Origin of the sequence: Pseudomonas sp. NPDC007930, assembly GCF_042958985.1 — a bacterium.
Taxonomy (GTDB): domain Bacteria; phylum Pseudomonadota; class Gammaproteobacteria; order Pseudomonadales; family Pseudomonadaceae; genus Aquipseudomonas.
Map to the genome: position 1 here is coordinate 533,323 of NZ_JBIBKC010000002.1, position 20,998 is coordinate 554,320.

The window sequence follows — 20,998 nt, forward strand, 5'->3', positions numbered from 1 at the left end:
TCTCTTCAGGCGGACGGAACGAGTGTAACGGGTTCGACAGTATGCCGCTGCGCTTGTTACAGCGCGGCGGCCGCTGGCTGCTGGCGCTCGCCAGCGCCTGGCTGCTATGCACGGCACCGGCCCAGGCCGCCCCGGCCGACAACCCCGAATGGTTCGCCGAGCCCTACCCCTACGTGCTGGTCGAGCAAGACCTGCGCAAGGCGATGGAAGAATTCGGCCAGCACCTGGACCTCACCGTGGTGTTCTCCGACAAGGTGCGCGGCAAATCCCGCGGGGTAGTGCGCGCCAAGGAAGCCGGCGAGTTCTTGCAGAACCTCTGCGATGCCAACGGGCTGTCGTGGTACTTCGACGGCAACGTGCTGTACCTGAACAACGACGATGAAGTCACCACCCGCCTGTTCAAGCCTCAGAACGCCAACCTCGGCGAGCTGCGCAGTTACCTGGGCGGGCTGAACGTGTACGGCGAGCGCCTGGCGATGCGCGACAGCCCCGCCGGCGGCGAGCTGATGGTTTCCGGCCCGCCCGCTTACCTGGCCCTGGTGCAGGAGCACGTCGACCAGGTGCGCCGCCCCGCCGCCGCCGTGGCGCGCGCGCCCAGCAGCCATGGCATTCGAGTTTTCCGAGGCAACACCGTCAGCGAGGAAGCCCCTCGCTAGCGTTTTCATCCACCTGCAATCAGGAGCCACCATCATGGCCGTGACCCCGGTAGACAGCACCCAGAGCAGCACCGACACCCAGGCCCAGTTCGACGCCGCGGTAGACAGTTCCAGCGAGATGACCGACGAAGAGCTCACCAATGAACTGGTGAGCCAGGGCGTGATCATCGGTGGGCAATTCATCCTGATGCCCAAGGCGCAGGAAATGCTCAACGACGCCATGTCGGATGACGATGACGAATAAGAGGCCCGCCGCATGAGCGTGAACCTTTCACCGACCACGGCGGCCATGCCGCCGGGAGGTAACCAGGCTTCCCAGAGCCTGTTCGAACACATGGCCAACACCGCCCGCGGCCCGGATGGCGCGGGCCCGTCGCAGTTGGGCGAAAACCTGATGAACCGCCTCGACGGTTTCATGGACCGCTCCCACGCGTTCAACGCCAAGGCCGATGCCCTCGCCAGCCCCGCCGGCAGCCCGCCGCCGGTGCAGGTGGCCAGCAACGCCGATGCCGGCGCGGCCGCGGCGCGCTCGGCGAGCACCACCCAGGTCGACCAACTGGTGCACTCGCTCGGCAAGATGTTCGATTACTCCATCGAAACCCAGATGGTGGTACGCGGTGCCACGCAGATTTCCGGCTCCGCCAACACCCTGCTCAAAGGTCAATAACGCCATGAAACTCGCCCGCCTGATGCTCGTTCTCGTATTTGCCGGCCTGCTGGCGGCGTGCGACACGGCCCTGTACAGCAACCTCGACGAACGCAGCGCCAACACCATGGTCGCGGCGTTGCTGCAGGCGGGCATTCCCGCGTCGCGCAAGCTGCAGGACAACGGCCAGATGACCGTGATGGTCGATGAAAAACGCTTCGCCCAGGCCATGGCGGTGCTCGACGGCGCCGGCTTGCCGGGCGAGAAATTCGCCAACATGGGCGAGGTCTTCAAAAGCAACGGGCTGGTGTCTTCACCGGTCCAGGAGCGCGCCCAGATGGTCTTCGCCCTGAGCGAAGAACTCTCCCACAGCGTGTCGCAGATCGACGGCATCGTTTCGGCGCGGGTGCACGTGGTGCTGCCCGACAACGACCTGCTCAAGCGGGTGATCTCGCCGTCGTCGGCCTCGGTGCTGGTGCGCTACGAGCCAGGCACCAACATCAACACCCTGCTGCCGCAGATCAAAACCCTGGTGGCCAATGGCATCGCTGGGCTGAGCTACGACGGCGTGTCGGTCACCGCCATCGAGGCCCACACCCAGCGCAACGCCGCGATGCAGCCGGCGATGGCCAGCTTCATGGGCGTATGGATGCTCGAAAGCGACCTGCCGCGCGCGCAATGGCTGTTCGGTGGCGCGCTGGTGCTGGCCTTCGGGCTGCTCGGCGCGTTTGCCTGGCAACACTACAAACGCCGCCAGGGCCAACGCACCTACGTGCTCAAGGAGGCTGAATGAACTGGCAAACGTTGCGCGAGCAACCGCTGGATTTCGTGCGCCCCGAAGCGCTGGCCGCGTGCCTGGGTGAAGGCCCCGAGCAATGGCGCGAGCAGGTGCTTGGGCACCCGCGCTTTCGTGAGCGGCTGACCCACTTGATGCTGGCCTTCCACGAGCTACAACCGCTGGAACAAGTACCGCCCCCGGACGCTGCGACCCTGGCGGTGTTGCAACTGCCGGCGCTGCGGTTCGCCCGCTTGGCGCGCCAGTGCGGGGCGATCTGGCATGCCGCTACGCTGGCCAAGGAAGTGCGCGGCGAAGTGCTCCAGCAACTGCGTGAACGGCTGGGCCAAGGCGTGTACGAACAAGCCCTGGCGCACCGCGAACTGGCCGGTGCCGCCGACCTGCTGCGCGAGCCCAGCGCCCTGCTGGCGGCCATCGACCAAGACGGCGCCGCCTGCCTGAGCCAGTGGCTGCAGGCCCAACCCGAAGCCCTGCGGGCCTGGCTGCAACTGCGCTTCGAGCTGCCCAGCGCCAAGCCGGTGGGCCCGGCGGTGAACCCGGCGATCGTCGGCGTGGCCGCGCGCGCCCTGCTCGCCCCTGAGGAGGTGGCCCCATGAACCTGCCCAGCCGCCCGACCGGGCGTATTCTGCGCCGTGAAGACGCCGGCCTGTGGCTCGACGGCTACGCCCTGCTCAGCGCCGCGCAGGTTGAAGCCCAGCGCCTGCGCGACGACGCCGGCCAGTGCCAGGCCGATGCCCGCGCCGAAGGCTACGCCCACGGCCTGGCCGAAGGCCGCGCGCACATGGCCGCCGCCCTCGCCCAGCATCAGCAGCGCCTCGACCACTGGCTGGCGGACATCGAGCCGGCCGTGGCAGACCTGGCCTTGAACATTGCCCGTGAGCTGATCGGCGAACTGGCCCCGCGCGAGCGCCTGCTGGCGCTGACCCGCCAAGCCCTGAGCGGCTTCCGCCAGGGCCAGGCGCTGGCCCTGCACGTGCCCCCGGCTGAGGTAGAGCCGGTGCGCCAGCACATGGCGCAGGCCGGCCTGGGCGTCAGCGTTGAAGGCGACGATCTGCTACAGCCCGGCCAGGCCCGCCTGGCCAGCCCACAAGGCTCGGTCGAGCTGGGCGTGCACGAACAACTGCAGCAACTGCGCCTGGCCCTGCTGCCGTTCGCCGAACAGGAGCCGGGGCAATGAACAACGCCCTTGGCACGTTGCTGCCGCGCCTGCACGAGCGCCTGGCCCAGGCCCGCCCACGGCCGATGCGCGGCACCCTGCGCAGCCTGCGCGGGGTGCTGCTGCGCGCCAGCGTGCAGGGGGTGAGCATCGGCGAGCTGTGCGAGCTGTTCGACCCGGCCAGCGGCCGCACCCTGGCCGCCGAGGTGATCGGTTTCGAGGAAGACGAAGCGATCCTCTCGCCGATCGGCGACATGCAGGGGTTGTCGAGCCGCACCCGCATCACCCCCAGCGGCCGCGCCCTCGGCGTGCTGGTGGGGCCTGGGCAGTTGGGCCGGGTGATCAGCCCCATGGGCGAATGGCTCGACGGCGCCGCCCCGGCCAGCGGGCTGCTGCGCTACCCGCTGCACGCCGAGCCGCCGGCGCCGTTCAGCCGGCAGTTGATCGAACAACCCATGGCCTTGGGCGTGCGCGCCATCGACGGCCTGTTGACCCTCGCCCGCGGCCAGCGCATGGGGATTTTCGGTGAGCCCGGGGTGGGCAAGTCGTCGCTGCTGGCGAGCATCGTGCGCCACACCGACGCCGAGGTGATCGTCATCGGCCTGATCGGCGAGCGCGGCCGCGAGGTGCGTGAGCTGCTCGACGTGCAACTGGGCCGCGACGCCCGCGCGCGCACCGTGGCGGTGGTGGCCACCTCCGACCGCCCGGCCGCCGAGCGGGTGCGCGCGGCGTTCGCCGCCACCGCCATCGCCGAGTACCACCGCGACCAGGGCAAGCACGTATTGCTGCTGATGGACAGCCTCACCCGCTTCGCCCGCGCCCAGCGCGAACTCGGCCTGGCCGCCGGCGAGCCGCCGACCCGCCGCGGTTATCCGCCGTCGTTCTTCTCGGCACTGCCGCGCCTGCTCGAACGCGCCGGCCCCGCCGCCACCGGCAGCATCACCGCGCTGTACACCGTGCTCACCGAAGGCGACGTGGCCAGTGACCCAGTGGCCGAAGAAGCGCGGTCGATCCTCGACGGCCACATCGTGCTCAGCGCCGACCTCGCCCAGCGCAACCACTTCCCGGCGGTCGACGTGCTGCGCAGCCGCAGCCGCTTGATGGACCACGTCGCCCCGGAGGAACAAAAACGCCTGGCGCGCCGCCTGCGCGAGCTGATGGCCCAGCACGAAGCCATCGAGATGCTGGTGCGGGTGGGCGAATACGCCGCCGGCAGCGACCCCTTGGCCGACGAAGCGCTGGCCCGCGCCGCGGCCATCCAGGGCTTTTTGCGCCAGGCGGCGGATGAGCCCTCGAACGCCACGCAAACCCTCCAGCAACTGCGCAAGGTGCTGGCATGAAAACCCGCGAACTCGAACAACTGCAGGCATTGCGCACGCTGCGCGAAGACCGCGCCGCGCGCCAGTTGGCACGCCAGCGCCAGCAGCACCTGGCCGCCGTGGCCGCCGAGGCCCAGGCCCTGGCGCAACTGCAGGCGCACCAGCAGCAACTGGCCGAGCACGCCGAACGCCTGGCCGCCCGCGCCGCCAGCGGCCTGCCGGTGAACACCTGGCAGCAGGCCCAGGCCCAGTTGGCGGCGCTGGCCGAAGACGGCGCAGCGCTGCAGGCCAGCCTCGACGGCGCCCGCCAAAGCACCGCCAGCGAGGCCGAGCTGCACGCCAGCCGCCGCCGCGAACACCTCGCCGCGCAGCGCCAGCGCGAAGCCAGCGAGGTACTGATGCAACGCCGGCAGGCCGCCGAACGGCTTGCCCAGGAACGCCATGAAGACGCCGAAGCCCAGGCCACGCCACAGGTATTGCCATGAATTGCCGTAGCCAGGATTTGCCGCTGCCCTTGCACGGGCTCCCCACGTTCAGCGCCGCCGAGGCGGCGCTGCTCAACCGCCTGCACCGGCGCCTGCAACCCTGGCAGGGCCACTGGCGAGAACTGCCGCTGCAGTTGCACTGGGCCCCCGCCCCCAGCAGCCAGCCCATGCTCGAAACCGAAGCCCTGTGGGGCCGCGCGCCACTGCGCCTGGCCCTGCCTGGGGCGCTGTTCAGCAGCATGGCGGCCGGCTTTGGCGAAGGCCCGGCCGGCGCGCTGTGGCTGGAGGCCGCGCTGCTGCCGCTGCTCGAAGCGCTCGAAGGCGCCAGCGGCCAGGCCATCCAGCTGCAGCCGCTGGGCCAGCCGTTCACGCCATTCGCGCACCTGCGCTTGAGCCTCAACTGGGGCGATGACGCCGGCTTGCCGCTGGAGCTGAGCCTCAGCCAGGCCGCTGCCGTGCAACTGGCCGCGCTGCTCGACCCACACCCCGCCGCCCCGGCGCCGTTCGCCAGCCTGCCGTTGCCGGCGCTGGTCAGCGCCGGCGAGGCGCCGTTGGCCTTGGCCGAACTGCGCAGCCTGCGCGAAGGCGATGTGGTGATGCTCGACGGCAACGGCGAGCTCAGCCTGCACTGCGCCGGCCGCCAGGCCCGCCTGCGCCGCGAGCAAGACCGTTTGCACCTGCTGCACCCCCTGACCCCAAGGACACTCCCGACCATGAGCGACACCCCCGCAGCCGCCACGCCCGACGCCACCCTCGACAGCCTCGAACTGACCCTCACCTGCCAGGTGGGCCGCCTTGACCTGACCCTCGGCCAACTGCGCGAGCTCGGCGAAGGCAGCCTGCTCGCCCTCGAGGCACGCAGCGACGACGCCGTGGAACTGATGGTCAACGGCCGCCGGGTCGGCCATGGCCAACTGGTGCGCATCGGCGATGGCCTGGGTGTGCGCGTGCTGAGCTTTGCCAGCCTATGAGCGGGTACCAGCCCAACCTGATCGAGATCATCCTGGTTGTTGCGACCATCGGCCTGATCCCCCTGGCCGTGGTCACCCTCACCGGGTTCATGAAGATCTCCGTGGTGTTGTTCCTGATCCGCAACGCCCTCGGCGTGCAGCAAACCCCGCCAAACCTGGTGCTGTACGGCATTGCGCTGATTCTCTCGGTGTACGTGACCACGCCGTTGATCGGCGAGATGTACCAGCAGGTGCAGGGCCGCGAACTCACCTTCGAGAACGCCGCCCAGCTCGAAGAGCTGGGCGATGCGCTGCGCCCACCGTTGCAAACCCACCTGTCACGCTTCGCCAACCCCAGCGAACGCGGGTTCTTCATGCAGGCCACCGAAACCATCTGGTCACCGGAGGCCCGCGCCAACCTGCGCGACGATGACCTGGTGGTGCTGATCCCGGCGTTCGTCAGCTCCGAGCTGACCCGCGCCTTCGAGATCGGCTTCTTGCTGTACATCCCGTTCCTGGTGGTCGACCTGCTGGTGTCGAACGTGCTGATGGCGATGGGCATGTCGATGGTTTCGCCCACATTGATATCCATCCCGCTGAAAATCTTCCTGTTCGTTTCGCTCAGCGGCTGGTCACGGCTGATGCACGGGTTGATCCTGAGTTACGGGAGCTAGCCGCCATGGGCCAGGACGTTTTCCTCTCGTTGATGAAACACGCGCTGATGACCGTGCTGCTGCTGTCGGCGCCGGCGCTGGGCATCGCCATCGTGGTGGGGCTGTCGGTGGGGCTGTTGCAGGCGCTCACGCAGATCCAGGACCAAACCCTGCCGCAGGTGGTCAAGCTGGTGGCGGTGCTGCTGCTGGTGGTGTTCGTCGGGCCGTTGCTGGCCGGGCAGATCATGGAGCTGGGCAACCAGGTGCTCGACAACTTCCCGATGTGGACGCGCTAGCCTGATGGATGCCACCTTCGCCACCGCGTTCGTCGAGGTTGCCTACCCGGTGATCAGCTCCGCCGCCCTGGCCGCCGCCCGCGCCACCGGGCTGGTGCTGGTGACCCCTGCCTTCAACCGCCTCGGCCTCACCGGGATGATCCGCAGCTGCGTGGCCGTGGCCATCTCGGTGCCGATGTTCTTCCCGATCTTCGCCGAGTTCACCACCCTGCCCCAACACGGCGGCTTGTACCTGGCCGGGTTGCTGATCAAAGAGATGCTGATCGGCGTGCTGGTCGGGCTGCTGTTCGGCATTCCGTTCTGGGCCGCGGAGGTGGCCGGCGAGCTGATCGACCTGCAACGCGGCTCGACCATGGCGCAACTGGTAGACCCCCTCGGCTCGAACGAATCCAGCGTGATGGCCACGTTACTGGTGGTGATCATCATCGCGCTGTTTTTCATGTCGGGCGGGTTCATCCTGATGGTCGACGGCTATTACCACAGTTACCAACTGTGGCCGGTGATGGCCTTCACGCCGATTTTCGCCCAGGACGCGCTGATGGCCGTGTTGTCGATCCTCGACCAAGTGATGCGGGTGGGGGTGCTGATGGTCTCGCCGTTGGTGATTGCCCTGCTGGTCACCGACCTGATGCTCGCCTACCTGGCGCGGATGGCGCCGAACTTCCACATCTTCGACCTCTCGCTGCCGGTGAAGAACCTGTTCTTCACGGTGCTGATGGTGGTGTACGTGGGCTTTTTGATCCCAGTGATGCTCGACCAACTGGCGGAATTTCGCGCCACCATCGAATTCCTCAAAACCCTGGCGGGGGGCCTCTGAGCGATGGCCGATACCAGCGAAGAGAAATCCCAGCCGGCAACAAAAAAGAAGCTCAAGGAAGCCCGCGAAAAAGGCCAGGTGGCGAAAAGCCAGGACATGGTCTCCGGCGTGGTGATCCTCTTCTGCTCGCTGTGCATCGCGGTGATCGAGCCGCGGGCACGGGCGGAGATCGCCGCCCTGCTCGAGCTGGTGGCGAGTATCTACGTGCAGCCGTTCGCCGAGGTGTGGCCGCGAGCGATCGACACCGCCCAGCAATTGCTGATCAGCCTGACCCTGCCCGTGGTGGCGGTGACCGTGGGCGCGGTGATTCTCACCAACCTCACCACCATGCAGGGCTTTGTGTTTTCCGGCGAGCCGATCAAGCCGGAGTTCAAGCGGATCAACCCGGCCGAGGGGCTGAAGCGGATTTTCGCCCTGCGTAACCTGGTGGAATTCCTCAAGGGGGTGTTCAAGGTCGGCGGCCTGGCGCTGGCGTTCTACGTGGTGGGGCGTAATGCGTTGCAGGCGATGATGGAGTCCTCACGCTGCGGCGCGGGCTGCATCGAGTCGACCTTTTACCTGGTGCTCAAGCCGCTGGTGTTCACCGTGATCGCGGCGTTCTTGCTGCTGGGGGCGGTCGATGTGCTGATGCAGCGCTGGCTGTTCGGCCGCGACATGAAGATGACCCGCTCCGAGCAGAAGCGCGAGCGCAAGGACCAGGAAGGCGACCCGCTGATCAAGCGCGAACGCAACCGCCAGCGCCAGGAAATGCAAGCCATGAGCGGCAAGACCGGGATCGGCCAAGCGTCGATCCTGCTCGGTGGCGGCGGCGGCGCGATGGTGGGGTTGCGCTATGTGCGCGGCGAAACACCGGTGCCGGTGGTGGTGTGCCGGGCCGCCCCGGAAGAGGTCGCCGCGCTGCTCGAACAGGCCCAGGACCTGGGCATCCTGCAGGTGCACGCGCCGGAGCTGGCCGCCGACATCGCCCGCCGCACCGTGCCCGGCGAGCCGGTGCCGGACCACACCTTCCAGGCCGTGGCCGATATTCTGGTGGCCGCGCGGTTGATCTGACTGGCCCATCGCCCGGCACAGCCGGCCTCCCACGGGGTGTGTTGCGCCCAAAATCAATGGCTCACACAAAACTGGTGGGAGGCCGGCTGTGCCGGGCGAAGGGCCCTCAGCCTGAAATACTCAGCCGGCCCGCTCCAACGAACCCCGCTCATTGGCCAGCCCTGCCCGGCGCGGGCCCTGCAGGCGCGCCAGGTCGGTTTCGATGCGCGACAACCAGAACACCGCGCCCTGGGCCTGGGCCGCTTCGCGGGCCTGCTCGAGGGTGGCCAGCGCCGCTTCACGGCCGGCGTTGCCCTGGGCTTGCTGCAGCAATGCCGCCTTGACCCGCAGCAGCTCAGGCAGGAACCAACGCTCCTGGCGTTCGCACACCCGCGCCAGGGTTTGCTCCAGCGCGTCCAGGCCCCACTGCGGCAGGCCCAACGCGCCCAGCGCCTGTACGTACTCACTGCTGAACAGGCTGTAAAGCGGCGTGTCGTTCTGCTCGCGCAAGGCGCCGAGCAGCTCGCCGAGCTGGGCCACGGTGTCTTCGCGCACCTGCTTGCGCAACTGCACCACACACTCGAAGCACTGGCTGTAGCGCCACCACAACGGCAGCTCCTGGCTGGTGATGCTGCCCTTGAGCAGCCCCAGGTATTCCCCGGCCTTGTGCTCGCTGCCCGCCAGCAGGGCCACCGGCAAGGCGCTGTAGCACAGGCAATACCACAGCGTGGCCGGGTGGTTGAGGTTGATCGCATCGCCCAGGTAGCTGTCGAGCGTCACCAGCGCTTGGCCGAGGTTGCCTTCGAGCATCTGCACCTGGGCCTTCAGCGCGCGGGCCGCCAGGCGCTGGTCGAAGTGCACGTCGATGATGTGCGAACGCGGCGCGAACGGCGAACTGAGCGCCTCGCCGATGGCCTGGCGGGCCCCGGCGAGGTCGGCCTGGTAGAACAGCGCGATGGCCAGCATGCGCTTGCCCATCAGTTGGCGGTCTTCAACGTGGTCGCGCTGGCTCAGCGCCAGGTAACGCTTGGCCAGGGCCAGCGCCTCGACGTGCTGGTTGCAGCACACGCGGTCGTTCCACAGGCCCCACAGGGCGCGCAGTTGGTGCTGGCTGTCGGCGAGCAGCTCGGCGTCGGCCAGCACCCCTTCCCAGGCCTGGCGCACCCGCGGGCCACCGCCATGGGTGAGGGTGAGAATGCTCGCGGCAAAGGTGCGCAGCACCATCCGCGTGCCCGGCTGGGCTTCGCCTTCATCGACCCGCTGCAGGCCTTGTTCGATCCACGCCTGGCACTCGCCCAGCAGCGACAAACGCAGCCACAGCGGCGCGCTGAGCAGGGTCAGCTCCACTCCCAGGGCCACCTCGCCGCCTTCGGCGAAGGCCCATTGCAGGGCGGTGCGCACGCTGTCGATTTCCGAGGCGTGGCGGGCCAGCCATTTGCCCGGCGGCAGGCGGTCGAGCAAGGCCAGGGCCTCGGTCAACTGGGCCTTGACGTGGTGGGCGTGGCGGTAGCCGATGTGCGCCGCCTCGCCGTGCTGGTTGAGTTTTTCCAGCGCGTACAAGCGGGTGGTTTCGAGCAAGCGGTAGCGCTTGCCCTGCTGGTGTTCGAAGGCAGTGAGCAGCGACTTACCTACCAGGCTTTCCAGCGCGGGGGCCACTTCGAAGGCCGGCTGCGGTTCGATGTCGACCACCGCCTTGACCGTTTCCAGGCTGAAGCAACCATTGAACACCGCCAGTTGCCGGAGCATCGCCTGCTCGTGCTCGCTGAGCATGGCGTAGGTCCAGTCGAGGGTGGCGCTGAGGGTGCGGTGGCGCGGCAGCGCGGTGCGCCGGCCGGTCATCTGCAGGCGGAAGCTGCTGTCGAGCAGTTCGACCAGGTCATGCACGCCGAACGCCCGCGCGCGCGCCGCGGCGATTTCAATGGCCAGGGCGTTGCCATCGAGCTTGCGGCAAATAGCCGCCACGGCGTCGACGTCGGCGTCCTGGAAAACGAAATCCGGGTCGTGGGTGGCCACCCGCTTGATGAACAGCTCAACCCCCGGGTAAGCCATCGCCTGCTTGATGCCCAGGCCCGAGCGCGGCGCCGGCGCGGCCAGCGGCGGGAGGTCTTGCACGTATTCGCCCTCGGCGTGCAGCGGCTCGCGGCTGCTGACCAGCACGAAGTACTGCGGGCCTTGCTGCAGCAACGTTTCTACCGCGCCGGCGAGGTGGTCGAGCACGTGCTCGCAGTTGTCGAGCACCAGCAGGAAACGCCCGCTTTCATTGGGCGCTACCTGCAGCAGCGGCGCCTGGCCCGGCACGCTGATGCCCAGCGCGTTGGCGAGCATGCCCTGCACCTGGTAGGCCGAGGCCGCCGCGGCGAGGTCAACGAAGGCCGAACCGAGGCTGAAGGCCTCACGCAGGCAGTTGGCGGCGGCCAGGGCCACGGTGGTCTTGCCCACCCCGCCAGGGCCGGTGAGGGTGACGAAGCGGCGCCGCAGCAGTTGTTCGGTCAGGCCCTGGATCACCTCGTCACGGCCGATCACCCGGGTGGCCAGGTTCGGCAGGCTCGCCGGCGCCATCGGCAACGCCGCCGCGGCGGGCTCGAGGGCCGGCTGGCTCACCGGCGCGATAAAGCGGTAGCCGCGCCCCGGCACCGTGACGATATAACCGAAGTCGTCGTTTTCACCCAACGCCCGGCGCAGCGCCACCACCTGCGCGCGCAGGTTGCACTCCTCGACCACCGCCTTCGGCCAGACCAGGCTCAACAGCTCGTGTTTCTCCACCAGTTCACCGGGCCGGGTGGCCAACGCCACCAGCAGGCTCAGCGCGCGGCTGCCGAGGTTTACCGGCTCGCCACCACGCAACAGCATGTACTGCTGGGGGTACAGCACGAATGGGCCGAACGCCAGGCAGGGGTCGGCCTCTGCGCCGTCACTGCCACGGGAGGTAACCACTTCTTCGAGACCGATGCTGTTGAGTGCCATGGGTAAACCTTTTTTGATGAGGTTTTCAGCGGCGATCAGCCCACGGGGCGGTGGGCGGAACCACCGCCACGCTGTCGCCTTGACGAACGTGCGCAGCCGATCAGGGGGGTATTGTCCTGACCGATGGTTACTGTTTGGGGATGCACCCCAGGGTCGGCGGATGGCTAAGTGCCACGGATGACCGTAAAAATCAGGCTTTGTTCAAAAAGTGCCCTGCGGGTATTTGTTATTTTGAGCATTGCTTCGCATTCCTGGCAGGTGTGCACCATCAAAGGGCAACTTCTGCCGCCATGGCACGGGTGCCGTACGCTAGCAGAAAGTTATGACGGAAAGTTTGCAAGCACTGTGCCATGGCGGCTAAGCGTGATATTTTCTCAACTAATTGAAACATCTAGATACACGCTGAACCAGGCATTCCAAGGGGCTTGCGTTCGGTTTCCCGACGATTACCGATAACTTCGTTCGGAAACCCGAACAACTAACACCCCTTCGGAAGTTGCATCAGGCGAAAAGCCTGCGCACTTTCGGCGCACACTGCTTACTCACGGAGCCTGGCAGTTAGTTGCACATCGCCAGCATTGTTGAGTTGAACAGGTTAGTCCAACCCCGGCACTTCGCACCGTTCATCCCCGCACTCGCCGCTGCCCCGCGCAGCGGTGTGGCGGCGCTATACTGATCATCAGGACGACACACACTCCGGCAGTAGGAGGTCTACGTCATGGGCATAAAAACAAGAAGATGCCTGATGGTTGTTTCGATGTGTGCGCTGGCGGCGCTGTATGCCGCCGCCGTGTTCCGCGCCGAGCAGATGCGCACCCAGCGCTACGCGCAAAGCTGCGCCTACGCCCAGTGCGTGCCGCAGTCTGCCTCGTTCAGCGCGCTGCGATGACGGCCCACGGGTAACCCCACGCGGATAGATCGGTAGCCGGCTATCGGATAAACTGGCACAGCCCTCCCTTGCCAGGCGCCCTGCCGTGACCCAAGCCGAACCCCATGCGCCAGCCTTGCGGTCGATCCTGACCGCGTTGATGCTGGCGATCTTTCTTGGCGCCCTCGACCAGACCATCGTCGCGGTGTCGATGCCGGCCATTTCCGCCCAGTTCAAAGACCTTGCCCTGCTCGCCTGGGTGATCGCCGGCTACATGGTGGCGATGACCGTGGCCACGCCGGTGTACGGCAAGCTCGGCGACCTCTACGGGCGGCGGCCGATGATCCTCTTCGGCGTGGGGCTGTTCACCCTCGCCTCGCTGTTTTGCGGGCTGGCGCAGAGCATGGAGCAGTTGGTGCTGGCGCGGGTGATCCAGGGCATCGGTGCCGGCGGCATGGTGTCGGTGAGCCAGGCGATCATTGGCGATGTCGTGCCGCCCCGCGAACGGGGCCGCTACCAGGGTTACTTCAGCAGCATGTACGCCGCGGCCAGCGTGCTCGGCCCGGTGCTGGGCGGCTACATGACCGAATACCTGTCGTGGCGCTGGGTGTTCTGGATCAACCTGCCCCTGGGCCTGGGCGGCTGGCTGTACATTCGCCGTACCCTGGCCGGGCTGCACAGCCCGCAGCGCCAGGCGGTGGTGGATTATTTCGGCGTGGTGCTGATGATCACCGGGCTGACCTCCCTGCTGATGGCGGTGACCCTGGCCGGCCAGGGCCACCCGTGGGCCAGCCCGCCATTGCTGGCACTGTGGGCTTGCGCGTTGCTGGCGCTGGGGGTGTTCATCTGGCACGAGGCACGCTTTCGCGAGCCGCTGCTGCCACTGCATCTGTTTCGTAACCGGCCAGCGGTGCTGTGCTGGTGCACGGTGTTCTTTACCTCGTTCCAGGCCATTTCGATGACCGTGCTGATCCCGCTGCGCTACCAGGCGGTACTCGGCGCCGGCGCCGACAGCGCCGCGCTGCACGTGCTGCCGCTGGCCATGGGGCTGCCGCTGGGGGCGTTCTTTGGCGGCCGGCACACGGCGCGCCACGGTTACTTCAAACCGGTGATCCTCGCCGGCGCCGCGCTGATGCCGCTGGCCATCCTCGGCCTGGCGTTCACCCCGCCGCAGGCCAGCCTGCTCAGCAGTGTGTTCATGCTGCTCACCGGGGTGGCCGGCGGGTTGCAGTTCCCCACCTCCCTGGTGGGCGCGCAAAACGCCGCCCAGCCCAAAGACATCGGCGTGTCGACCAGCACCACCAACCTGTTCCGCTCCCTGGGCGGCGCGGTGGGGGTGGCGTGCATGTCGGCCTTGTTGCTGGCCTTGCTGCACGGGGGGCATGTGGGCGGGGCGGTGGGCTTGAGCGAAGGCAGCGGCAACCCGTTGCTCGATGGCCTCAACGCCGTTGACGGCAGCGCGCGCGAGGCCTTGCGGGGGCAATTGCAGGGGACCTTCCGCCAGTTGTTCCTGGCCAGTGCCGCGGTGGCTATGCTGGGCCTGGCGGCGGCGCTGGCGCTGCCGAACCACCCGCTGCGCGGGCGCGCCTAGGCTGGCTGCGCTTTAAATGAAATAAATTTTGAACAGCCGCCGGCGCTTCGCTTAATGCATTGGCGGCAGAAATAGTGTAATCAAGGTTTGCCAAGGTTCATGGCCGTAGGCCATTTAAGCCGCGCCTTTACGCAACGCCGGGCTCAGCCGCAGCATGTCGAGCATGGCCTCGACCAGGCGCTCGGCGTTGCGCTCCAGCGGCTGGCTTTCCGGCAACAGCAGCCACAAGCCAATGTGGCCATCGATGTAAGCGTGCAGTGACAGCGCCGCCAGGCGGGTGTCGAGGTCCGCGGGCAGTTGCTCGCGGTTCACTGCGTTACGCAAGGACAGTTCGATGCGGTCGTTGCACTCGTCGCTCACGGCTTTACGCTGGCGGCGCAAGTCGCACATCTCGTCGGTGAACTCGCATTTATGGAAGAGGATCTCGTTGATGCGTCGGGTTTTGGGGTCGAGCGCCAGCTGCCGAAACAATTTGACAAGTAATTGTTTGACGCAGCCCAGTGGGTCCGGCTCGTGCTCGTCTTCCGAGGCGCGGGCCAGCTCATCCAACGGCTCGGTCATGCTGTCGAGCAGCGCCTGCACCAGATCGGCCTTGTTACTGAAATGCCAGTAGATCGCCCCCCGCGTCACCCCCGCCAGCGCGGCGATGTCGGCCAGCGTGGTGCGCGCCATACCGCGGTCGTAGAACGCTGCTTCAGCGGCCTCGAGGATCTGCTTGCGGGTTTCCAGGGCTTCTTCTTTGGTACGGCGGACCATGGCGTTACAACCTTTGGTATTCCCCGGTTGGCCGGGGGCATTGTTCTGATCGCTCCCGGCAGCGGCAGCACCCGCGTTAAAGGGGCTGCGGCGTTGGGTCACGGCTGTTTACAAACAGGCGTGAATGTAAGTATATTCGATAGCAAGCTACTAATCCAGCTACAGCCGAATTCTCAGTTCCATCACTCTTGAGCGTCTTGCGCGTACACGCCTCCGAGGATCTTCATGCAATTCAAGCCAGCCGTTCCCGCTTTGGTGTCCGCCATTGCCCTGGCCACGCTGCTCAGTGGCTGCAACAAGGAGCAGGCCGCGCCCGCCGCGGCGCCCACCCCGCAAGTCGGTGTGGTCACCCTGCAACCCAGGACCGTGAACCTGTCCAGTGACCTCCCCGGGCGCACCAGCGCCTACCGCGCCGCCGAAGTGCGCCCGCAGGTCGACGGGATCATTCTCAAACGCCTGTTCAAGGAAGGCTCGGACATCAAAGCCGGGCAACAGCTGTATCAGATCGACCCCTCTACCTACGAGGCGACCCTGGCCAATGCCCAGGCCAGTGCCGAGCAATACCGCTCGCTGGCCAACCGCTACCGCCAGCTGATCGACGAACAAGCCGTCAGCCGCCAGGAATACGACACCGCCCACGCCCAGCAACTGCAGGCCGAAGCCCAGGTGAAAACCGCGCAGATCAACCTGCGTTACACCAAGGTGCTGGCGCCGATCGACGGCCGCATCGGCCGCTCGGCGGTGACCGAAGGCGCACTGGTGTCGAATGGGCAAACCACCGCACTGGCGACCATCCAGCAGCTCGACCCGATCTACGTCGACGTGACCCAGTCCTACACCGACATGCTCAAGCTGCGCCGCGCGCTGGACAGCGGCCAGTTGCAAAAGGCCGGCGACAACGCCGCCAAGGTCAACCTCAAGCTCGAAGACGGCAGCCAGTACCCGCTGGACGGCAAGCTGGAGTTCTCCGAGGTGTCGGTGGATGAAACCACCGGCTCGGTGACCCTGCGCGCGGTGTTCCCGAACCCGGACCACCTGCTGCTGCCGGGCATGTTCGTGCACGCCAGGCTGCCGGCCGGTATCGCCCAGCAGGCCATCCTCGCGCCGCAGATCGGCGTGACCCGTGACCTCAAGGGCAACCCGACCGCCATGGTGGTGACCGCCGACAACAAGGTCGAGCAGCGCCAACTGAAATCGAGCCGCACCATCGGCACCGACGTATTGGTCGAAGACGGCCTGAAGGCCGGTGACAAGGTGATCGTCGAGGGCCTGCAGTTCGTCAAGCCAGGCGCCACGGTCAACCCTCACGAGGCCCAGGCCGCCGCTGCGGCTAATGCCCCCGCGGCCAACGCCGGCGCGAAAACGGAGTAACCCATGTCGAAGTTTTTCATCGATAGGCCCATCTTCGCCTGGGTGCTGGCGCTGGTGATCATGCTGGTGGGGACGCTGTCGATCCTCAACCTGCCGATCAACCAGTACCCCGCGATCGCGCCGCCGGCCATCGCCATCCAGGTGACCTACCCGGGTGCTTCCGCACAGACCGTGCAGGACACCGTGGTGCAGGTCATCGAACAGCAGATGAACGGCATCGACAACCTGCGCTACATCTCCTCGGAGAGTAACGCCGACGGCAGCATGACCATCACGGTGACCTTCAACCAGGGCACCAACCCGGACATCGCCCAGGTACAGGTGCAGAACAAGCTCAACCTCGCCACCCCGCTGCTGCCGCAAGAGGTCCAGCAACAGGGCCTGCGCGTGACCAAAGCGGTGAAGAACTTCCTGCTGGTGATCGGCCTGGTGTCGACCGACGGCAAGCTGGGCAAGGAAGACCTCTCCAACTACATCGTCTCGAACATCCAGGACCAGATCTCGCGTACCCCGGGTGTGGGTGACTTCCAGGTGTTCGGTGCCCAGTACGCCATGCGTATCTGGCTCGACCCGGCCAAGCTGAACCAGTACCAGTTGACCCCGGTCGACGTGAAAACCGCCATCACCAACCAGAACGTGCAGATCTCTTCGGGCTCGCTCGGTGGCCTGCCGGCGGTCAAAGGCACGGTGTTCAACGCTACGATCATCGGCAAGACCCGCCTGCAAACGGCCGAGCAGTTTGGCGACATCCTGCTCAAGGTCAACACCGACGGCTCCCAGGTGCGCCTGCGCGACGTCGGCAGCATCGGCCTGGGCGGCGAGAACTACAGCATCGACGCGCAGTTCAACGGCAAGCCGGCTTCCGGTATGGCGATCAAGTTGGCCACCGGCGCCAACGCGCTGGACACCGCCAAGGCGATCCGCGCGACCATCGACAAGCTCAAGCCGTTCTTCCCGCCGAACGTCGAAGCGGTGTACCCGTACGACACCACCCCGGTCGTGACCGAATCGATCAGCGGTGTGGTACACACCCTGGGCGAGGCGATCGTGCTGGTGTTCCTGGTGATGTTGCTGTTCCTGCAAAACCTGCGGGCAACCATCATCACCACCATGACCGTACCGGTGGTACTGCTCGGCACCTTCGGCATCCTCGCCGCTGCCGGCTTCACCATCAATACCCTGACCATGTTCGGGATGATCCTGGCCATCGGCCTGTTGGTCGACGACGCCATCGTGGTGGTGGAGAACGTCGAGCGGGTGATGGCCGAGGAGCATTTGTCGCCCAAGGAAGCCACGCGTAAATCGATGGAGCAGATCCAGGGCGCGCTGGTCGGTATCGCCCTGGTGCTGTCGGCGGTACTGCTGCCAATGGCGTTCTTCGGCGGTTCCACCGGGGTGATCTACCGGCAGTTCTCGATCACCATCGTCTCGGCCATGGCGTTGTCGGTGTTCGTGGCCTTGGTGTTCACCCCGGCGCTGTGCGCCACCATGCTCAAGCCGATCGACGAGGCCAAGCACGGCCAGCCGAAGAAAGGCTTCTTTGGCTGGTTCAACCGCGGCTTTGACGCCTGCGTGCGCAGCTACGAGCGTGGCGTGGGGCGGATCATCCGCCACAAGGTCCCGGCCTTCGTGGTGTACCTGATCATCATCGCCGGCATGATGTGGCTGTTCACCCGCATCCCCACCTCGTTCCTGCCCGAGGAAGACCAGGGGGTGATCTTCACCCAGATCCAGACCCCGCCCAACAGCTCGGCCGAGACCACCCAGAAGGTGCTCGACCGCATGCGCACCTACCTGCTCGACCCTGAGCATGGCGAGGGCAAGGGTGTGAACTCGGTGTTCTCGGTCAACGGCTTCAACTTCGCGGGCCGTGGGCAAAGCTCGGCACTGGCGTTCGTGATGCTCAAGCCGTGGGATGAGCGCAACAGCGACAACACCGTGTTCAGCATCGCCCAACGCGCCCAGCAGCACTTCTTCGGCTACCGCGACGCGATGGTGTATGCCGTAGTGCCGCCGTCGGTACTTGAGCTGGGTAACGCCACCGGCTTTGACTTCTACCTGCAAGACCAGGCCGGCGTAGGCCATGAAAAACTCATGGAAGCGCGCAACAAGTTCCTCGGCATGGCCGCGCAGAGCAAGATCCTCGCTGGCGTGCGCCCGAACGGGCTGAGCGACGAGCCGCAATACCACCTGACCATCGACGACGAGCGCGCCAGTGCCCTGGGCCTGTCGCTGTCGGACATCAACACCACCCTGTCGGTGGCGTTCGGTTCCAGCTACGTCAACGACTTCATCGACCGCGGCCGGGTGAAAAAGGTGTACGTGCAAGGCCAGCCGGCTTCGCGCATGCGCCCTGAAGACCTGAACAAGTGGTACGTGCGCAACAGCGAAGGCAAGATGGTGCCGTTCTCGGCGTTTGCCAGCGGTGAATGGGTGTACGGCTCGCCGAAGCTGTCGCGCTACAACGGCGTGCAGGCCGAAGAGGTACTCGGTACCCCGGCGCCAGGCTACAGCTCGGGCCAGGCCATGGCCGAGGTCGAACGCCTGGCCAAAGACCTGCCACCGGGCGTAGGCCTGTCGTGGACGGGTTTGTCGTACGAAGAGCGGTTGTCTGGCTCGCAGGCCCCGGCGCTGTACGCGCTGTCGATCCTGGTGGTGTTCCTCTGCCTGGCGGCCCTGTATGAAAGCTGGTCGATCCCGATCGCGGTGATCCTGGTGGTGCCGCTGGGGGTAATCGGTGCGCTGATGGCCACCAGTTTGCGCGGGCTCTCCAACGACGTGTTCTTCCAGGTGGGCCTGTTGGTCACAGTGGGCCTGGCGGCGAAAAACGCCATTCTCATCGTGGAGTTCGCCAAGGAGCTACACGAACAGGGCAAGACGCTGTTCGATGCCGCGGTCGAGGCGTGCCGCATGCGCTTGCGCCCGATCGTGATGACCTCCGCCGCCTTCGTGCTGGGTGTGGTACCGCTGAGTATCTCCACCGGCGCCGGCTCCGGCAGCCAACACGCCATCGGCACCGGGGTGATCGGCGGTATGATCACCGCCACGGTGCTGGCGATCTTCTGGGTGCCGATGTTCTTCGTTACCGTTTCGTCTCTGTTCAAGGGTAACCGCATGAAGCAAGACGAAGCCCCTTCTCGCGATGAGGCTGGCCAATGAGCAAGTCGTTAATCTCCCTCGCGGTCGCCGCGGCCGTGCTCAGCGGCTGCTCGCTGATCCCCGAGTACAACCGCCCGGCCGCCCCCGTGGCCGCGCAGTACCCCCAAGGGCCGGCCTACTCGGCGGCCCAGGCGCCGGCGCAGGCCGCCGCCGAACAGGGCTGGCGCGAGTTTTTCCGCGACCCGGCGCTGCAGCAGTTGATTCAAACCTCGCTGGCCAACAACCGCGACCTCAAGGTCGCGGCGTTGAACGTCGAGGCCTACCGCGCGCAGTACCGCATCCAGCGCGCCGACCTGTTCCCGGCGGTGAGCGCCACCGCCAGCGGCACGCGCCAGCGCACCCCGGCAGACCTTTCGCAAAGCGGCCAGGCGGGTATTTCCAGCCAGTATGGGGTCAACCTGGGCATCAGCTCGTATGAGCTCGACCTGTTCGGGCGCATTCGCAGCCTCAGCCAGCAGGCCCTGGAAACCTACTTCGCCGGCGAAGAAGCGCGCCGTTCGACGCAGATCAGCCTGGTCGCCAGCGTGGCCAACGCCTACCTCACCTGGCAGGCCGACCGCGAGCTGCTCAAGCTGACCCAAGACACCCTCGGTGCCTACGAAGAAAGCCTGCGCCTGACCACCCGCAGCAACCAGGTGGGCGTGGCCTCGGCGCTGGACTTGTCGCAAGCGCGCACCTCGGTGGAAGGCGCCCGCGCCAGCCTGGCGACCTACCAGCGCCAGGTCGCCCAGGACGAAAACGCCCTGGTGCTGCTGCTCGGCACCGGCCTGCCGGGCAACCTGCCGCAGCCGCAACCGCTGGCCAACGCGATGCTCGCCGAAGTACCAGCCGGCTTGCCGTCAGACCTACTGACCCGGCGGCCCGACATCCTCCAGGCCGAACACTCGCTCAAAGCCTCCAACGCCAACATCGGCGCGGCGCGCGCGGCGTTCTTCCCGAGCATCAGCCTGACCGCCAACGCCGGCACCGCCAGCGCGGACCTCGACGGGCTGTTCAAGGGTGGCTCGGGCAGTTGGGTGTTCACCCCGACGATCAACCTGCCGATCTTCAACGCCGGCTCGCTGAAGGCCAGCCTGGACTATTCCAAGCTGCAAAAAGACATCGGCGTGGCCAACTACGAGAAGGCCATCCAGACGGCCTTCCAGGAAGTCTCGGATGGGCTGACGGCGCGTAAAACCTACGTCGACCAGCTGCAGGCGCAGAACGATCTGGTCAAGGCCAGCCAGGACTACTACCGCCTGGCCGAGCGCCGCTACCGCATCGGTGTGGACAGCAACCTGACCTTCCTCGACGCCCAGCGCTCGCTGTTCAGCAACCAGCAAACGCTGATCAGTGATCGGCTGGCGCAGTTGCAGGCGGAGGTGAACCTGTACAAGGCGCTGGGGGGTGGCTGGTATGAGAATACCGCCCAGGACCAGCAGGCCAGCCGCTAAAGCCGCGTGAATGAAGGGGGCCGCACAGGCCCCTTTTTTTGTGCCTGGCATTA

The 20,998-nt window shown here is 66.5% G+C and carries 20 protein-coding genes; 18 read left to right on the forward strand and 2 right to left on the reverse strand.

Annotation, left to right across the window (positions count from 1 at the left end; all coding sequences use genetic code 11):
• Positions 1 to 41: 41 nt before the first annotated feature.
• Genes ACFZCE_RS06940 through ACFZCE_RS07000 form a run of 13 tightly spaced genes read left to right on the forward strand, consistent with a single transcriptional unit; the run spans position 42 to position 8,824 of the window.
• On the forward strand, positions 42 to 656 hold the full coding sequence (locus ACFZCE_RS06940; RefSeq protein WP_390937303.1) for a type III secretion protein: 615 nt from the start codon (positions 42 to 44) through the stop codon (positions 654 to 656).
• A gap of 34 nt (positions 657 to 690) precedes the next feature.
• Positions 691 to 900 carry a hypothetical protein gene (locus ACFZCE_RS06945; protein WP_390937304.1) on the forward strand — a complete coding sequence of 70 codons (210 nt, stop codon included), beginning with the start codon at positions 691 to 693 and terminating at the stop codon, positions 898 to 900.
• Positions 901 to 912: 12 nt separating this feature from the next.
• Positions 913 to 1,323, forward strand: coding sequence for a hypothetical protein (locus ACFZCE_RS06950; protein ID WP_390937306.1), 411 nt, complete (start codon positions 913 to 915; stop codon positions 1,321 to 1,323).
• Between the two features lie 4 nt (positions 1,324 to 1,327).
• Positions 1,328 to 2,095, forward strand: coding sequence for a type III secretion system inner membrane ring lipoprotein SctJ (sctJ, locus tag ACFZCE_RS06955; RefSeq protein ID WP_390937308.1), 768 nt, complete (start codon positions 1,328 to 1,330; stop codon positions 2,093 to 2,095).
• Positions 2,092 to 2,694, forward strand: coding sequence for a type III secretion protein (locus ACFZCE_RS06960; RefSeq protein WP_390937310.1), 603 nt, complete (start codon positions 2,092 to 2,094; stop codon positions 2,692 to 2,694). Before sctJ ends, ACFZCE_RS06960 begins: the two co-directional genes overlap by 4 nt.
• On the forward strand, positions 2,691 to 3,275 hold the full coding sequence (gene sctL / locus ACFZCE_RS06965; protein WP_390937312.1) for a type III secretion system stator protein SctL: 585 nt from the start codon (positions 2,691 to 2,693) through the stop codon (positions 3,273 to 3,275). The genes ACFZCE_RS06960 and sctL overlap by 4 nt, the downstream gene beginning before the upstream one ends.
• On the forward strand, positions 3,272 to 4,594 hold the full coding sequence (locus tag ACFZCE_RS06970) for a FliI/YscN family ATPase (RefSeq protein ID WP_390937314.1): 1,323 nt from the start codon (positions 3,272 to 3,274) through the stop codon (positions 4,592 to 4,594). The genes sctL and ACFZCE_RS06970 overlap by 4 nt, the downstream gene beginning before the upstream one ends.
• Positions 4,591 to 5,058, forward strand: coding sequence for a hypothetical protein (locus tag ACFZCE_RS06975; protein WP_390937316.1), 468 nt, complete (start codon positions 4,591 to 4,593; stop codon positions 5,056 to 5,058). The genes ACFZCE_RS06970 and ACFZCE_RS06975 overlap by 4 nt, the downstream gene beginning before the upstream one ends.
• Positions 5,055 to 6,029, forward strand: a complete 975-nt coding sequence (gene sctQ, locus ACFZCE_RS06980) for a type III secretion system cytoplasmic ring protein SctQ (RefSeq protein ID WP_390937318.1) — start codon at positions 5,055 to 5,057, stop codon at positions 6,027 to 6,029. Before ACFZCE_RS06975 ends, sctQ begins: the two co-directional genes overlap by 4 nt.
• On the forward strand, positions 6,026 to 6,682 hold the full coding sequence (sctR, locus tag ACFZCE_RS06985; protein WP_390937320.1) for a type III secretion system export apparatus subunit SctR: 657 nt from the start codon (positions 6,026 to 6,028) through the stop codon (positions 6,680 to 6,682). Before sctQ ends, sctR begins: the two co-directional genes overlap by 4 nt.
• Positions 6,683 to 6,687: 5 nt before the next feature.
• Positions 6,688 to 6,957, forward strand: a complete 270-nt coding sequence (locus ACFZCE_RS06990; protein WP_390937322.1) for a flagellar biosynthetic protein FliQ — start codon at positions 6,688 to 6,690, stop codon at positions 6,955 to 6,957.
• A 4-nt stretch (positions 6,958 to 6,961) separates the two neighbouring features.
• Complete coding sequence (sctT, locus tag ACFZCE_RS06995; RefSeq protein ID WP_390937324.1) at positions 6,962 to 7,774, forward strand: type III secretion system export apparatus subunit SctT; 813 nt, start codon at positions 6,962 to 6,964, stop codon at positions 7,772 to 7,774.
• 3 nt (positions 7,775 to 7,777) lie between these two features.
• Positions 7,778 to 8,824: an EscU/YscU/HrcU family type III secretion system export apparatus switch protein gene (locus ACFZCE_RS07000; protein ID WP_390937325.1), complete on the forward strand. Its 1,047-nt coding sequence runs from the start codon at positions 7,778 to 7,780 to the stop codon at positions 8,822 to 8,824.
• 120 nt (positions 8,825 to 8,944) lie between these two features.
• On the opposite strand, the gene ACFZCE_RS07005 is transcribed toward ACFZCE_RS07000, so the two are convergent.
• Positions 8,945 to 11,767 (reverse strand): winged helix-turn-helix domain-containing protein, encoded by a 2,823-nt coding sequence (locus ACFZCE_RS07005; protein ID WP_390937327.1) that lies wholly within the window; start codon positions 11,765 to 11,767, stop codon positions 8,945 to 8,947.
• Positions 11,768 to 12,512: 745 nt separating this feature from the next.
• Between ACFZCE_RS07005 and ACFZCE_RS07010 the strand changes: the two genes are divergently transcribed.
• Together ACFZCE_RS07010 and ACFZCE_RS07015 are read left to right on the forward strand one after the other, a co-directional pair.
• Complete coding sequence (locus ACFZCE_RS07010) at positions 12,513 to 12,656, forward strand: hypothetical protein (RefSeq protein ID WP_390937329.1); 144 nt, start codon at positions 12,513 to 12,515, stop codon at positions 12,654 to 12,656.
• A 139-nt stretch (positions 12,657 to 12,795) separates the two neighbouring features.
• Entirely contained in the window at positions 12,796 to 14,226 is a 1,431-nt protein-coding gene (locus ACFZCE_RS07015; RefSeq protein WP_390937513.1) for an MFS transporter, read from the forward strand.
• A gap of 114 nt (positions 14,227 to 14,340) precedes the next feature.
• On the opposite strand, the gene ACFZCE_RS07020 is transcribed toward ACFZCE_RS07015, so the two are convergent.
• Complete coding sequence (locus ACFZCE_RS07020; RefSeq protein WP_390937331.1) at positions 14,341 to 14,982, reverse strand: TetR family transcriptional regulator; 642 nt, start codon at positions 14,980 to 14,982, stop codon at positions 14,341 to 14,343.
• A 225-nt stretch (positions 14,983 to 15,207) separates the two neighbouring features.
• On the opposite strand from ACFZCE_RS07020, the gene ACFZCE_RS07025 reads away from it, so the two are divergent.
• From ACFZCE_RS07025 to ACFZCE_RS07035, 3 genes are read left to right on the forward strand one after another with little or no spacing between them, the layout of a single operon-like run.
• Entirely contained in the window at positions 15,208 to 16,353 is a 1,146-nt protein-coding gene (locus tag ACFZCE_RS07025; protein WP_390937333.1) for an efflux RND transporter periplasmic adaptor subunit, read from the forward strand.
• Between the two features lie 3 nt (positions 16,354 to 16,356).
• Positions 16,357 to 19,512 carry an efflux RND transporter permease subunit gene (locus tag ACFZCE_RS07030; RefSeq protein ID WP_390937335.1) on the forward strand — a complete coding sequence of 1,052 codons (3,156 nt, stop codon included), beginning with the start codon at positions 16,357 to 16,359 and terminating at the stop codon, positions 19,510 to 19,512.
• Positions 19,509 to 20,945 carry an AdeC/AdeK/OprM family multidrug efflux complex outer membrane factor gene (locus ACFZCE_RS07035; protein WP_390937336.1) on the forward strand — a complete coding sequence of 479 codons (1,437 nt, stop codon included), beginning with the start codon at positions 19,509 to 19,511 and terminating at the stop codon, positions 20,943 to 20,945. The genes ACFZCE_RS07030 and ACFZCE_RS07035 overlap by 4 nt, the downstream gene beginning before the upstream one ends.
• Positions 20,946 to 20,998: the final 53 nt, after the last annotated feature.

Coding starts and splice junctions, on each gene's coding strand:
- ACFZCE_RS06940 (WP_390937303.1), top strand. CDS start 42: ATGCCGCTGCGCTTGTTACAGCGCGGCGGCCGCTGGCTGCTGGCGCTC.
- ACFZCE_RS06945 (WP_390937304.1), top strand. CDS start 691: ATGGCCGTGACCCCGGTAGACAGCACCCAGAGCAGCACCGACACCCAG.
- ACFZCE_RS06950 (WP_390937306.1), top strand. CDS start 913: ATGAGCGTGAACCTTTCACCGACCACGGCGGCCATGCCGCCGGGAGGT.
- sctJ (WP_390937308.1), top strand. CDS start 1,328: ATGAAACTCGCCCGCCTGATGCTCGTTCTCGTATTTGCCGGCCTGCTG.
- ACFZCE_RS06960 (WP_390937310.1), top strand. CDS start 2,092: ATGAACTGGCAAACGTTGCGCGAGCAACCGCTGGATTTCGTGCGCCCC.
- sctL (WP_390937312.1), top strand. CDS start 2,691: ATGAACCTGCCCAGCCGCCCGACCGGGCGTATTCTGCGCCGTGAAGAC.
- ACFZCE_RS06970 (WP_390937314.1), top strand. CDS start 3,272: ATGAACAACGCCCTTGGCACGTTGCTGCCGCGCCTGCACGAGCGCCTG.
- ACFZCE_RS06975 (WP_390937316.1), top strand. CDS start 4,591: ATGAAAACCCGCGAACTCGAACAACTGCAGGCATTGCGCACGCTGCGC.
- sctQ (WP_390937318.1), top strand. CDS start 5,055: ATGAATTGCCGTAGCCAGGATTTGCCGCTGCCCTTGCACGGGCTCCCC.
- sctR (WP_390937320.1), top strand. CDS start 6,026: ATGAGCGGGTACCAGCCCAACCTGATCGAGATCATCCTGGTTGTTGCG.
- ACFZCE_RS06990 (WP_390937322.1), top strand. CDS start 6,688: ATGGGCCAGGACGTTTTCCTCTCGTTGATGAAACACGCGCTGATGACC.
- sctT (WP_390937324.1), top strand. CDS start 6,962: ATGGATGCCACCTTCGCCACCGCGTTCGTCGAGGTTGCCTACCCGGTG.
- ACFZCE_RS07000 (WP_390937325.1), top strand. CDS start 7,778: ATGGCCGATACCAGCGAAGAGAAATCCCAGCCGGCAACAAAAAAGAAG.
- ACFZCE_RS07005 (WP_390937327.1), bottom strand. CDS start 11,767: ATGGCACTCAACAGCATCGGTCTCGAAGAAGTGGTTACCTCCCGTGGC.
- ACFZCE_RS07010 (WP_390937329.1), top strand. CDS start 12,513: ATGGTTGTTTCGATGTGTGCGCTGGCGGCGCTGTATGCCGCCGCCGTG.
- ACFZCE_RS07015 (WP_390937513.1), top strand. CDS start 12,796: ATGCTGGCGATCTTTCTTGGCGCCCTCGACCAGACCATCGTCGCGGTG.
- ACFZCE_RS07020 (WP_390937331.1), bottom strand. CDS start 14,982: ATGGTCCGCCGTACCAAAGAAGAAGCCCTGGAAACCCGCAAGCAGATC.
- ACFZCE_RS07025 (WP_390937333.1), top strand. CDS start 15,208: ATGCAATTCAAGCCAGCCGTTCCCGCTTTGGTGTCCGCCATTGCCCTG.
- ACFZCE_RS07030 (WP_390937335.1), top strand. CDS start 16,357: ATGTCGAAGTTTTTCATCGATAGGCCCATCTTCGCCTGGGTGCTGGCG.
- ACFZCE_RS07035 (WP_390937336.1), top strand. CDS start 19,509: ATGAGCAAGTCGTTAATCTCCCTCGCGGTCGCCGCGGCCGTGCTCAGC.